General features: G+C 73.2%; 11 protein-coding genes. 3 read left to right on the forward strand and 8 right to left on the reverse strand.

Features of this window, described 5'->3' with window-relative positions; genetic code table 11:
- Window positions 1-131 precede the first annotated feature (131 nt).
- A complete protein-coding gene (locus tag AB0N04_RS36035; protein ID WP_360222794.1) occupies window positions 132-1,739 on the forward strand; it encodes an LCP family protein in 1,608 nt (535 codons plus the stop codon).
- Between the two features lie 45 nt (window positions 1,740-1,784).
- Here the strand turns inward: AB0N04_RS36035 and AB0N04_RS36040 are convergent, their stop codons facing one another.
- The 4 genes from AB0N04_RS36040 to ssuE all read right to left on the reverse strand — a co-directional run bounded on the left by AB0N04_RS36040 (window position 1,785) and on the right by ssuE (window position 7,444).
- Window positions 1,785-2,825 (reverse strand): glycosyltransferase family 2 protein, encoded by a 1,041-nt coding sequence (locus AB0N04_RS36040; RefSeq protein WP_360222797.1) that lies wholly within the window; start codon window positions 2,823-2,825, stop codon window positions 1,785-1,787.
- Between the two features lie 379 nt (window positions 2,826-3,204).
- Entirely contained in the window at window positions 3,205-5,775 is a 2,571-nt protein-coding gene (locus AB0N04_RS36045) for an FtsX-like permease family protein (protein WP_360222821.1), read from the reverse strand.
- A 14-nt stretch (window positions 5,776-5,789) separates the two neighbouring features.
- The gene (locus tag AB0N04_RS36050; protein WP_360222824.1) at window positions 5,790-6,557 is read right to left on the reverse strand and encodes an ABC transporter ATP-binding protein; all 768 of its coding nucleotides are present in this window, start codon (window positions 6,555-6,557) and stop codon (window positions 5,790-5,792) included.
- 332 nt (window positions 6,558-6,889) lie between these two features.
- A complete protein-coding gene (ssuE, locus tag AB0N04_RS36055) occupies window positions 6,890-7,444 on the reverse strand; it encodes an NADPH-dependent FMN reductase (protein ID WP_360222800.1) in 555 nt (184 codons plus the stop codon).
- Window positions 7,445-7,923: 479 nt separating this feature from the next.
- Between ssuE and AB0N04_RS36060 the strand changes: the two genes are divergently transcribed.
- A complete protein-coding gene (locus tag AB0N04_RS36060) occupies window positions 7,924-9,246 on the forward strand; it encodes an LCP family protein (RefSeq protein ID WP_360222803.1) in 1,323 nt (440 codons plus the stop codon).
- 145 nt (window positions 9,247-9,391) lie between these two features.
- On the opposite strand, the gene AB0N04_RS36065 is transcribed toward AB0N04_RS36060, so the two are convergent.
- Entirely contained in the window at window positions 9,392-10,183 is a 792-nt protein-coding gene (locus AB0N04_RS36065) for an arylamine N-acetyltransferase (RefSeq protein ID WP_360222806.1), read from the reverse strand.
- A 165-nt stretch (window positions 10,184-10,348) separates the two neighbouring features.
- Complete coding sequence (locus AB0N04_RS36070) at window positions 10,349-10,843, reverse strand: peptidylprolyl isomerase (protein WP_360222809.1); 495 nt, start codon at window positions 10,841-10,843, stop codon at window positions 10,349-10,351.
- 141 nt (window positions 10,844-10,984) lie between these two features.
- Here AB0N04_RS36070 and AB0N04_RS36075 point away from each other — a divergent pair, with 141 nt between their 5' ends.
- Window positions 10,985-11,380 carry a MerR family transcriptional regulator gene (locus tag AB0N04_RS36075; protein ID WP_360222812.1) on the forward strand — a complete coding sequence of 132 codons (396 nt, stop codon included), beginning with the start codon at window positions 10,985-10,987 and terminating at the stop codon, window positions 11,378-11,380.
- A gap of 21 nt (window positions 11,381-11,401) precedes the next feature.
- Here the strand turns inward: AB0N04_RS36075 and AB0N04_RS36080 are convergent, their stop codons facing one another.
- Together AB0N04_RS36080 and AB0N04_RS36085 are read right to left on the reverse strand one after the other, a co-directional pair.
- The gene (locus AB0N04_RS36080; RefSeq protein WP_360222815.1) at window positions 11,402-11,896 is read right to left on the reverse strand and encodes a MarR family transcriptional regulator; all 495 of its coding nucleotides are present in this window, start codon (window positions 11,894-11,896) and stop codon (window positions 11,402-11,404) included.
- A gap of 166 nt (window positions 11,897-12,062) precedes the next feature.
- On the reverse strand, window positions 12,063-12,254 hold a 192-nt coding region (locus AB0N04_RS36085), incomplete at its 5' end, for an acyl-CoA dehydrogenase family protein (protein ID WP_360222818.1).

A 12,254-nucleotide genomic window follows, 5' to 3' on the forward strand; every position in this document is an offset into this window, starting at 1 on the left:
GCCCTCCCATTACTCCCCCATGACGGAAGTCACACCCGGAACGATTCCCCCGTTCGGCTCGTCTAGTGTGTCCGGATCGGCCCGTCGTACGGGTGGGCCGGAGCCGTGGCCGGTCGAAGGTAGGGAACCCCGTGTACGAGGAGAAACCGGAAACCGGTCAGTACCGCGTCGACCCGGCCTCCGGGATCCCCCGCCAGCGCCGCCGCACGGCCGCCGAACCGACCGCCGCCCCCGCCGCCGAGGGGGGCCGCCGGGACTCCCGCCGCCGCGCGGCCGCCGCCGCCAAACGGGCCCGGCGCCGCCGGGTGCTCAAGTGGACCGCCGGGACGGGCGCCCTGGCGATGGTCGCGGGCTGCGGCGGCGCGTACTACCTGTACCAGCACTTCAACAGCAACATCACCTCCGTCAAGGTGCAGCTCGGCAGCGAGGAGGAGCGGCCCAAGGCCGCCGGGGAGGCGCTGAACGTCCTGGTGCTGGGCACCGACAGCCGGAAGGGCCTCGGGCGGGACTACGGCGACGAGGGCAGCAACGGGCACGCCGACACCACCCTGCTGTTCCACATCGCCAAGGACCGTTCCAACGCGACGGTGATCAGCATCCCGCGCGACCTCATGGTGCCGATCCCGGAGTGCCAGAGCGCCGACGGCAAGCGGATCCCGGGCGCCGCGCGGGACATGTTCAACAACAGCCTCGGTCAGGAGGGCCGCGACCCGGGCTGTTCGTGGAAGACCGTCGAGAAGGTCACCGGGATCCGGGTCGACCACTTCGTGCAGGTCAACTTCGAGGCGGTGAAGTCCCTCTCGACCGCGGTCGGCGGGGTCGAGGTGTGCGTGGCCAAGGACATCAACGACACGGACTCGCACCTGAGGATGAGCAAGGGCCGGCACGTGGTGCAGGGTGACGACGCGCTGGCCTTCGTCCGCACCCGGCACGCCGTCGGCTTCGGCGGGGACCTCACCCGGATCCCGCTCCAGCAGCAGTTCATCAGCTCGATGATCCGCAAGATCAAGAGCGACGACACCCTGACCAGCCCGAGCAAGCTCTACCGGCTCGCGGACGCCGCCACCAGGGCGCTCACCGTGGACTCCGGGATCGGCAGCGTCGACAAGCTGAAGGACCTCGCGCTGGACATCAGCAAGGTGGACACCAAGAACATCACCTTCGCCACCGTGCCCGTCCTGGACGACCCCAAGGACAAGGACCGCCTGGTGCTCAAGCAGCCCGACGCGGGACAGCTGTTCTCGATGATCGCCACCGACCGCTCGCTGACCGAGACCGCCGCCCCCGCCACGGCCGAACCCGCTCCGGCCGGCTCCGGGGAGGCCTCGCCGGCCGCCACGGCCCCGGCCACCACCGCCCCGGCCGTGGACGCCAAGGCCGTCCGGGTCACGGTGCGCAACGGCAGCGGGACCCGCGGACAGTCCGGGCCGACCGTGGACCGGCTCCGGGCGAAGGGCTTCACCAAGGCGCTGACCGGCCCGGACGCACCCGCCGCGGCGACCACCTCGGTCTCCTACCCGACGGGCCAGGACGCCGCGGCCGCCGCGCTGGCCGCCGCCCTCGGAGTGCCCGGCGACGCCGTCCGGCCGGACCCGAAGGCGGACCCGAAGGGCCCGCTGATGGTCGTGCTCGGCAAGGACGTGCTGGCCGCACCGGCCACCGCCCCGGCCGCGCCCACCGAGGCGCCGAAGGACCTCCAGCGGGTGCAGGCGGACGACACCGACGTCTGCGCCAAGTAGCCTGGCCGCCGCGGCCGTTGCGGCGGGGCGGCCGGGCCGGGAGGCTCAACCGGCCTTGGAGAGCACGTCCTTGGAGGCCGGTCCGACGCTGTTTATCACCCGGCGGGCCAGCTTCCGGGGCGAGGTGAGGAAGCCGAAGCCCCAGCTGAGGTGCATCGTCCCGAGCGCCACCGGCAGCAGCGCCTTGGCCTTGAGGGACAGGCCCCGGCCCTCGACCAGGCCGCCGCCGAGGATGCCCAGCAGGTAGGCGCCCGGCACCGCGAGGAAGGCCGGGTGGACGGCGGCGCCCAGCACCAGGCCGAGCGTCACCGCCAGGAGGGCGGCCGGCGGGGCCAGGTAGCGCAGGTTGACCGAGCCGCGGTGGTAGCGGGTGACCACTCGGCGCCAGCGGCCGTAGTCCTTGTACTGCTTGGCGAGCGCCCGCACCGAGGGACGGGGCCGGTACGTCACCTTCAGCTGGGGGGTGAACCAGACCAGCCCGCCGTCCTGGCGGATCCGGTAGTTGAGCTCCCAGTCCTGGGCGCGGATGAACTCCTCGTTGTAACCGCCGAGCCGCTCCAGCACCTCCCGCCGGAACACCCCGAGGTAGACGGTGTCCGCCGGGCCGGCCAGACCGCCGGTGTGGAAGGCGGCGTTGCCGACGCCGATCTTCGAGGTCATCGCGGCGGCGACCGCGTTCTCCCACTCGGTCTCGCCCTCGGCGTGCATGATGCCGCCGACGTTGGCGGCCTCCATCTCGCCGAGCAGCCGCACCGCCGTGGTGATGTAGCCGGGGGTCAGCAGGCCGTGACCGTCCACGCGCACCACTATCGGGTGGTGCGACCCGCGGATCGCGGCGTTCAGCCCTGCGGGGGTGCGGCCGGTGGGGTTCGCCACGGTGCGTACCCGCGGGTCCTCCGCCACCAGTTCGGCCGCGATCTCCGCGGTCCGGTCGGTGGACGGACCGAGGGCGATCACCACCTCCATCGGCCCGGGGTACTCCTGATCCAGGATGCGCCGAACCGCCGTACGCAGGTGTCGTTCCTCGTTGAGCACCGGCATGATCACGGAGACAGCCGGCAGCTCCTCAGCAGCCTTGGTGTTCATCGGGGCCAACCGTACCGGTGCGGACGCGTCTCCGTCTTGTCCCGGTCTGGGCGGCCGGAGGCACCCCTGTGCACGGGGCCGGTCCGGTGATCACGGCCACCGTACTCCGCCCGCCTTCCGGGGCCGCATCCGGGGCGGGCCGGACCGGTTCCGGAGGCCCGAACCGGACCGGAACCGGGCGCTGCGGGCCCTCCGGGCGGGCTCCGGAGGCCGTCGGCGCGGGTTCGGTGCAGGTTCGGCGCAGGTTCGGCGCACGTGGTGAACGGCGGTGAATACCCGGGGGCCGGGCGCTGTGCGCACCCGGCCCCCGGCCCCCGTTCCCCCCGGTTCCCCCGGTTCCCCCGTTCCCCCCGGGAGGGCGGCTCCCCAGGCCGCCGGCTCAGTCCGTCGCGATGGCCGCGAGGACGTTCATCCGCCCGGCCCGGAAGGCCGGGACGAGGGCGGCGACCAGGCCGATCACCGCGGAGGCGACCAGCGTGACCGCGATCGTGGTGGTCGGCACCGAGAGCGTGTCCAGCCCCTGGTCCCGCAGCACCCGCTGGGCGGTGACGCCCCAGGCCAGGCCGAGCCCGGTGCCGAGGACCGCGCCGAACACCGCGATCACCACGGACTCCAGCCGGATCATCCGGCGCAGCTGGCGGCGGGAGAGCCCGATCGCCCGCAGCAGACCGATCTCGCGGGTCCGCTCGACCACCGACAGCGCCAGGGTGTTGACCACCCCGAGGACGGCGACCGTGATGGAGAGGCCGACCAGGCCGTAGATCAGGTAGAGCAGGGTGTTGACCTGCGACTGCACGACCTCCTTGTAGCCCGCCTGGTCCTTGACGGTCAGCTGCGGGTACTCCTTGAGCGCGCTCTCCAGGGCGGTCAGCGTCCGGGCCACGTCGGCGCCGGCGGAGGCCTTGGCGAAGAAGGTCCACACCGGCGGCTGCTCGGCGGCCGGGACCACCCGGGCCATGGTGTCGAAGTCGACGAAGGAGCCGTCGCCGAACAGCGAGCCCTTCGCGAGGATCGCACCGACCGGCAGCACCTGGGTGCGGCCCTGGCCGTAGGCGACGGTGACCTGGTCGCCGAGCTTCAGGTGGTGGTCCGCGGCGAAGGCCTCGCCGACGCCCAGCGAGCCGCGCCCGATGGCGTCCACCGACCCGGAGACGACCGGGAGGTGGAAGTCGGTGCCGAAGAACGCGGGCGGCACGGCGGTGAGCTCGGTCCTGGCGCTGCTGCCGTCCGGCAGCAGCAGCCTGGGGGCGAAGTTCTTCTGGGTGGTGACGTGGTCGATGCCCGGGGTCCGGCGGACCGCGTCCAGCATCTCGTCGGTGACCGCGGTGCGGCCGCCCTGGACGATGTAGTCCGCACCGACCGAGCGGTCGATCTGGGCGTTGGCCGAGGTGACCGCCGAGGCGCTGAACACCGAGGAGCCGATCACCAGCGCCAGTCCGATCATCAGCGCGGCGGCGGTGGCGCCGGTACGACGCGGGTTGCGCATCGCGTTGCGCTGGGCGAGCCGGCCGGACGGGCCGAACAGGGCCGGCAGCAGCGCACCGAGCACCCGGACCACCACGGTGGCCAGCAGCGGCCCGAGCACCACGAAGCCGATCAGGGTGAGCAGCACGCCCAGGCCCAGGTACTCCCCACCGGTGGCCGCCTTCTCAGCCCGCGCACCGAGCACCAGCAGCGCGCCGCCGCCCGCCGTCAGGACCAGGCCGAGGACGGTGCGGACCAGGGCGGCCCGGCCCTCCGCCGGCGTCCCGTGGTCGCGCAGGGCCGCCATCGGCGCGATCCGGCTCGCCCGGCGCGCCGGGACCCAGGCCGCCACCAGGGTGACCACGATGCCCAGGGCGTACCCCGCGACGAACGGGCTCGGGCCGATCTGCAGGTCGCTCGCCCGCAGGTCCATGCCGATCGCGTTCATCAGCCGGATCAGGCCGACCGCGATCCCCAGCCCCGCACCGACCCCGAGGGTCGAGCCGAGCAGGCCCAGGATCAGCGCCTCCACCAGCACCGAGCGGTTCACCTGCCGGCGGCTGCCGCCGATGGCGCGCAGCAGGCCGATCTCCCGGGTGCGCTGGGCGACCAGCATCGAGAAGGTGTTGATGATCAGGAAGCCGCCGACGAACGCCGAGATCAGCGCGAAGCCGAGCATCGCGTTCTTCATGAAGTCGAGGCCGCTGCCGACGCTCTTGGCGTTCTCGTCCTGCTGCTCGGCCGCCGTCTTCACCTGGTAGCCGGTGCCCAGCCGGGCCAGGGCGTCGGCCTTGAGCAGGTCGTTGCCGCGGCTGCCGTCGCCGAACGCCTCGACCGAGGTGAAGGCCTGCTCGCCGAGCAGCACCCGCTGCGCCGTCGGGGTGTCCAGGAAGGCCAGCGCCGCGCCCGGGTTGGTCGTGGTGAAGGTGGCGATGCCCGCGACGGTGAACTCGTGCCTGCCGCCCGGGTCGTCGACCCGCAGCCGGGCACCGAGGCCGAGCTTCGCCTTCTTCGCGGTGTCCGCGTCCAGGACCAGCTCGCCGGAGTTCTGCGGGGCGTGGCCCTGCGTGATGCGCACGGGGGTGCGCGGGGTCTCGGTCCAGTTGCCGACCAGGGTCGGCGCACCACTGGTCGGACCGACCAGCTTGTCGGTGGCCGGGTCGACCAGGGTCGCGTCCTGGACCATGACCTGGCCGACCGCCGTCCGCACCCCGGGCACCGCGGCGACCTGCTGGACGACCGCCACCGGGACGGTCCGCGGCTTGCCGGCCGCCTGCTGCTCCTCGTCCTCGGCCGGCTTGGGCGGCTGGACGGAGACGTCGGAGGCGGTCGCGGCGAAGAGCTTGTCGAAGGTGCTGGTCGCGGTCTCGGAGAAGACCAGGGTGCCGGAGACGAAGGCCACCGACAGCACCACGGCGACGAGCGAGAGGGCCATCCGGCCCTTGTGGGCGAAGAAGCTCCGCAGAGCGGTTCTGAGCAGCACGATGGTGTCCCGCCCGCTCAGCTGGTGCGCTTGCCGTCGAAACGGCGCATGCGTTCGAGGACGGAGTCGGCGGTGGGCGCGTGCATCTCGTCGACGATCACGCCGTCGGCGAGGAAGAGCACGCGGTCCGCGTAGCCCGCGGCGACCGGGTCGTGGGTGACCATCACGATGGTCTGGCCCAGCTCGTCCACGGAGCGGCGCAGGAAGGTCAGCACCTCGGCGCCGGCCCGGGAGTCCAGGTTGCCGGTGGGCTCGTCCCCGAAGATGATCTCCGGCCGGGCGGCCAGGGCCCGGGCCACGGCGACGCGCTGCTGCTGGCCGCCGGACAGCTGTGCCGGGCGGTGCCGGAGCCGGCCCGCCAGGCCGACGGTCTCCACCACCTGGTCGAGCCAGGCCGTGTCCGGCCGGCGGCCGGCGATGTCCATCGGCAGCGTGATGTTCTCCAGCGCGGTCAGCGTGGGGAGCAGGTTGAACGCCTGGAAGATGAAGCCGATCTTGTCCCGGCGGAGCCTGGTCAGCTGCTTGTCCTTCAGCCCGGTGATCTCGGTGTCGCCGATCCGGATCCGGCCGCTGCTGACCGTGTCCAGGCCCGCCAGGCAGTGCATCAGGGTCGACTTGCCGGAGCCCGAGGGGCCCATGATCGCGGTGAACCGGCCGCGCTGGATGTCCACGTCCACCGCGTCGAGCGCGGTGACCCTGGTCTCGCCGGCGCCGTAGGCCTTGGTGACCTGGCGGGCCGACGCGGCGACGGCGGGGACGCCGCCGGGAAGCTGGGGGTCGTACACGGCTGCTGCTGCCGTCGTCACTGGAGTCTCCTCGGATGTGGGCCCGCCCGTCGACCCCGGCCGGCCCGCCCGCGGGCATGCCGCGGGAAGGAGTCGTCGACCGGGAGTTGACCCCACCCACCGGTTCCGGCGGGCGCCGGCTCCCGGGAGAACCTCGCCCCTCGTCGGTACGAGCGGGGACGTCCACAACGGTAGGAGCGGCGGCCGGCGGGCTCGTCATCCGCCGGAATGAAGCCGCCCAACCAAGGTTCTACGGGGCGCGGCGCCCCTCCCCCTAGGGGGTGCCGCGCCCCGTCTCCGGGACGCCCCGTACGGGGCCCGCGACGGGCTCCTCAGCCGGTCAGCGCCGGCACCGCCAGCCGTTCCAGGGCGTGGGCGAAGCCCTCCACGACCGGGGTCAGCAGGGCGTCGGTCGCGCGCTCGACCAGGGTCGTGCCGTCCTCCCGGGCGGTGATGTGGCGGTCGAGCACGAACCAGCCCTGGGTCACGTGGCCGGCCCCCATCGAGCTGAGCACCGGGCGCAGCGCGTAGTCCACCGCCAGCACGTGCGCGGGCGAGCCGCCGGTGGCCAGCGGCAGGACGGCCTTGCCGGCCAGCGCGTACTGCGGGAGCACGTCCAGCAGCGCCTTCAACAGGCCCGAGTAGGCGGCCTTGTAGACGGGGGTGCCGATGACGACGCCGTCGGCCCGGGCGAACAGCTCGGTGACCGCGACGATCTCCGGGTGGTCGAAGTCGCCGGACAGCAGGGCGTGCGCGGGCAGGGAACGCGCCTCGAAGGGGACGACGTGGTGGCCGCGGGCCTCCAGGAGCGCGTCGACGTGGCGGAGCAGCCGGGTGGTCCGGGACGTGGCGGACGGGGAGCCGGAAACGGACAGGACGGTGGCCATGGGTTCACCTCTGGCTGGAAGCGGGGGCGGCGCGGCGCGGGTGCCGTCGGCGGGGACGGTGCGGGCCGGGGCCGGAGGAAGGGTGTCCGGGCGTCGGTGGGGGTACGCCGGGGTGGTTCGGTGGGCGCGCTTCAGCCGCGACAGAGCGAACAGGCCACACCACGCCGCAGGTCGACGTACCGCCGACGCGTGAGTGCCCAACGCTGATCCATGCCGAAATGCAAACACGGGCCGTTCGAGCCGGTCAAGAATCGTTTCGCCCGTTGAACGGCGGGTGACCGGCTGCGGCGGGCGACCGGCTGCAGCTGGTCACCCGGCGCACCTCCGGCGCCGCCCGCGCGCCGGGCACTCCCCGCCGTGGTGCGGGCGCGCGGACCTTGCCTCGGAACGATCCGACACGTGCATCAAAACTGCTACAAGAGGCCTGGCGGGCCACCCGGGGGGAGTCACCGCGACCGGGGTCGGGCATCCTCGACCACATGAACACGTGGCAGGAGGGCCGCCCGGGCGGCGGCGGGAACCCGTACGGCGGCGGGAACCCGTATGGGGGCGGCGGCAACGGCGGCGCGTACGGGCACGGCGGCACGGCGGCCGAGCCGCCGCTGCCGTCCTCGCTGAACCCGCGCGGACCGGCGGCGCCGGCCCCGCGGCAGCCGGAGCCCCCGTCCCGCCTCGGCGGTGTCCCGCCGCAGGGTCCGGGCGGCCGGCCCGACGGGCCGGGGAGACCCGGGGGTCCGGCCGGGCCCGGCGGACCGGGCGGCCCCGGTGGACCGGGCGGGCCCGCCGGTGCCCGGCCCGCCCCCGCGCCGTCCGGTCGCTGGCCGCGGCGCCGGATCGTCAAGTGGTCGGTCTTCGGCCTGCTGATCGCCGTCATGGTGACCGCCGTGTCCACCTGGTTCTGGGCCGACTCCAAGCTCAACCACGAGAACGTGCTCGCCGACTACCCCGGCCGCCCGGCGGCCGGCAAGGGCACCAACTGGCTGATCGTCGGCTCCGACAGCCGCCAGGGCCTCTCCGAGGGCGAGCAGGACGACCTGCACACCGGCCACGACGAGGGCAAGCGCAGCGACTCGATGATGATCCTGCACGTCGGGGACAACGGGAACACCCTGATGAGCATCCCGCGCGACTCCTGGGTGCCGATCCCGGACCACCCCGGCAGCAACGGCAAGACCGTCAAGGGCACCACCGCCAAGATCAACTCGGCCTTCGGTGCCGGCGGCGGGCGGCTGCTCGTCCAGACCGTCGAGCTCAACACCGGCATCCGCATCGACCACTACGCGGAGATCGGCTTCGCCGGCTTCGTCGGCATCGTCGACTCCATCGGCGGCGTCGAGATGCACATCGACCAGGACGTCAAGGACAAGGACTCCGGCCTCGACCTCAAGGCCGGCGACCAGACCCTCAACGGCAAGCAGGCCCTCGCCTTCGTCCGCCAGCGCCACCAGATGGCCGACCAGGACCTCGGCCGGATGCGCAACCAGCAGAAGTTCCTCGGCGCCCTCGCCCACCAGGCCGCCTCCCCCGGCACCGTGCTCAACCCGTTCACGCTCTACCCGTTGATCGACGCCGGCCTCGGCACCCTGATCGTCGACGACGACGCCGGGCTCACCGACCTCGGCTCGCTCTTCCTCGCCATGAAGGACGTCAACGGCGGCGGCGGCCGGAGCATCACCGTCCCGATCGGCAACGCCGACTTCCGGACCAAGACCGGCGAGTCGGCGGTCCAGTGGGACGCCAACAAGTCCAAGCAGGTCTTCGACGCCTTCAAGAACGACACCGCGGTGCCGGACTTCAAGTGACCCTCCGCGGCAGGCCCTTCACGGCCGGCCCTTCGTGACGCGGACCGGCCGCACCGCCTCGGTCACCGCCACCGCCACCGCCCTCGGACCACCCGGTCCGGGGGCGGTGGCGTGCCCGGCCCGGGCGGTGCCCGCCCGGCGGCGCTCAGCCCGGCAGGCGGTCGAGGGTGATGCCGAAGTGGTCCCGGTACGCCTCCAGGGCCCCGGCGTCGGCGAGTTGCTCCTCGCTGCGGGTGCCGTCCGGGGCGGTGCGCAGGAGCTTCCTGCCGTTGAGGGTGATCCGGCCGCCGTCCTCGGCGAGGAGCGAGCAGGTCGTGCCCCGGGCGAACGGGGAGTCGGGCGAGGTGCTGTGCCACCAGCAGGTCGGGAGGAAGTCCCGGAGCGGGTGGGTCAGGCCGTCCAGCCGGTACTGCGGCGCACCGTCCATCAGGACGTCGAGTTCGCCGTGCTCGCCGTACGGGGCGACGGTGAACGTGCCGTGCGGGTCGGCCTGTTCGGCGCGCTCGTCGAGGAGCAGCGGCCGGCGGCTGAACCGGCCGAAGCCGACGTCCACCAGCCAGGGGCGGTCCAGCTCGACCCGCAGCGCGAGGTGGTCGTACGGCAGTCCGGGCCGGTCACCGTCGAAGACCCGGCCGGCCAGCAGGCTCACCCGGTAGCCCAGGGAGCGGAGCAATTCGGCGAAGGCGCCGTTGAGTTCGTAGCAGAAGCCGCCGCGCCGGCGGGTCACGACCTTGTCCACCAGCAGGCCCGGCTCCAGGACGATCGGCTCGCCGAGGTGGATGCTCAGGTTCTCGAAGGGCACGGCGCGCAGGTGGGCGAGCTGCAGCCGCGCGAGGGCCTCCGGGGACGGTGCACCCGGGTCGGGAAGGGCGATGCGGTCGAGGTAGGCGGCCCGCCGGTCCGGCGTGAGGCCTTCGTGGGGCTTCTCGTGATCCATCCGGCCATTCCACCCGGCCCCGCGGCCGGCCGCCATCGTCCTTTGGACCTACGGCACGAGCCGCAGGGGGCCGCAGAGCGGCGGGAACGCCACCGCCCCGGAGCGGGAAGTCGGATCGACGGACTTCCCGCTCCCGGGGCGGTACGCGTCGGCGTGCGGGTGTGACTACTCGACGACGCCGGACTTGGCGATGGTGATCTTCGCCGAGGTGCGGCCGCTCTGCGAGCCCTTGGACTCGACGAGCTTCACGATGTCCATGCCCTCGACGACCTCGCCGAAGACGACGTGCTTGCCGTCGAGCCAGTCGGTCACGATGGTGGTGATGAAGAACTGCGAGCCGTTGGTGTTGCGGCCGGCGTTGGCCATCGACAGCAGGCCCGGGCGGTCGTGCTTGAGCTGGAAGTTCTCGTCGGCGAACTTCTCGCCGTAGATGCTCTTGCCGCCGGTGCCGTTGTGGTTGGTGAAGTCACCACCCTGCAGCATGAACTGCGGGATCACGCGGTGGAAGCCGGAGCCCTCGTAGCCGAAGCCGTTCTGGCCGGTGGCGAGCTCGCGGAAGTTGCGGGCGGTCTGGGGGACGACGTCGTCGTACAGCTTGAAGACGATGCGGCCCGACGGAACGCCGTCGATCTCGATGTCGAAGAAAACGTTGGAAGCCATGCAGGGATCATGGCACGACCGGCGGGCCGCCGCGCGGTACCCCCGGTGGGCCGCCGCGCGGAGGTGTCGTGCTAGCCGGGCGGCCGGGGAGGCTAGCATCCGTCCCGGGTTGACGTGTTGGGCCACGGCGGCGGGGGCGGCATGCGGATCGGCGAACTGGCGGCACGGACGGGCGTGAGCGAACGCTCGCTGCGCTACTACGAGGAGCAGGGCCTGCTGTTCCCCACCCGGACGCTCGGCGGGCACCGCGAGTACCCGGACGGGGCGGTGGACCGGGTCGTCCTCATCCAGGAGCTGTTCGCGGCCGGGCTGCACAGCCGCAAGATCCACGAGATCCTCCCCTGCATGCGCGACCGCGACGGCGGGCCCAACGAGGTCGCCACCCCGCGGCTGGTCGAGGAGCTCACCGCCGAGCGCGACCGGATCGACCGGATGATCACCGACCTGGTGCGCTCGCGCGAGGTGCTGGACGAGGTGATCAGGACGGCCTCGGAGCGGGCCGCTCCGGGCTCCGCACCGGACCGCCGGGCCCGCTGACCCGGTTGGCGGGCCGGCCCGCTAACCGGCCGGCGGGGCCGCGGGCCCCGGCGCGGTGGGTCGCGGCGGCTGCTTCAGCTTGCGCCAGACCGCCTCCAGGGCCGCGATGTCCCCCTCGTCGAGCCGGTCGGTGAAGAGCGGGGCGAGCACCGCGCGCCGGGTCGCGTCCGCCTCGGCGAAGGCCGCCCGGCCCTGTTCGGTCAACTCGATCCGCACCGACCGGGCGTCGGTGGCGGAGGGCGTGCGGTGGACCAGGCCGCGCGCGGCGAGGGCGTCCACGACCCGGGAGACCTGGCTGCGGCTGAGCATGGTCTTCGCCCCGAGGTCGGAGGAGGCGACCGGCTCCCGCTGCCCGTTCAGCCAGAGCATCACCTCGAACCAGGACAGCGCCAGCCCGTGCCTGCGGGTGAGCGCGCGGTCCACCTCGGCCGCGAGGGTGGTGCCGGCCCAGACCAGGCCGTAGAAGACGTGGTCCTGCTCGGAGAGCGGGCCCAGGGTGAGGTCGGCACGGTTCATGGCGTTCATCGTACCGAGGTGCGTGCGTGTACACAGATCACCGGCCCCGCGCCGCCCACCGGATCACCGCCCGCGGCGGTCGCGCGGATTCCGGGCGGCGGCGGGGACGCGCACGGCCCCCGGCCGCGGCGTGCGGTCGGGGGCCGGTGTGCCCGTGATGGGTGCGTTACGGCAGGTTGCGGGCCATGACGATGCGCTGGACCTGGTTGGTGCCCTCGTAGATCTGCGTGATCTTCGCGTCCCGCATCATCCGCTCCACCGGGTAGTCCCGGGTGTACCCGTACCCACCCAGCAACTGCACCGCGTCCGTGGTGATCTCCATCGCCGCGTCCGACGCGTAACACTTCGCCGCCGCCCC

The organism is Kitasatospora sp. NPDC051702 (assembly GCF_040681575.1).
GTDB lineage: Bacteria > Actinomycetota > Actinomycetes > Streptomycetales > Streptomycetaceae > Kitasatospora.

What these genes read in the sequence shown, in the direction of transcription:
- AB0N04_RS36040 (WP_360222797.1), bottom strand. Translation starts at nt 2,825, where the DNA reads ATGAACACCAAGGCTGCTGAGGAGCTGCCGGCTGTCTCCGTGATCATG.
- ssuE (WP_360222800.1), bottom strand. Translation starts at nt 7,444, where the DNA reads ATGGCCACCGTCCTGTCCGTTTCCGGCTCCCCGTCCGCCACGTCCCGG.
- AB0N04_RS36060 (WP_360222803.1), top strand. Translation starts at nt 7,924, where the DNA reads ATGAACACGTGGCAGGAGGGCCGCCCGGGCGGCGGCGGGAACCCGTAC.
- AB0N04_RS36065 (WP_360222806.1), bottom strand. Translation starts at nt 10,183, where the DNA reads ATGGATCACGAGAAGCCCCACGAAGGCCTCACGCCGGACCGGCGGGCC.
- AB0N04_RS36070 (WP_360222809.1), bottom strand. Translation starts at nt 10,843, where the DNA reads ATGGCTTCCAACGTTTTCTTCGACATCGAGATCGACGGCGTTCCGTCG.
- AB0N04_RS36075 (WP_360222812.1), top strand. Translation starts at nt 10,985, where the DNA reads ATGCGGATCGGCGAACTGGCGGCACGGACGGGCGTGAGCGAACGCTCG.
- AB0N04_RS36080 (WP_360222815.1), bottom strand. Translation starts at nt 11,896, where the DNA reads ATGAACCGTGCCGACCTCACCCTGGGCCCGCTCTCCGAGCAGGACCAC.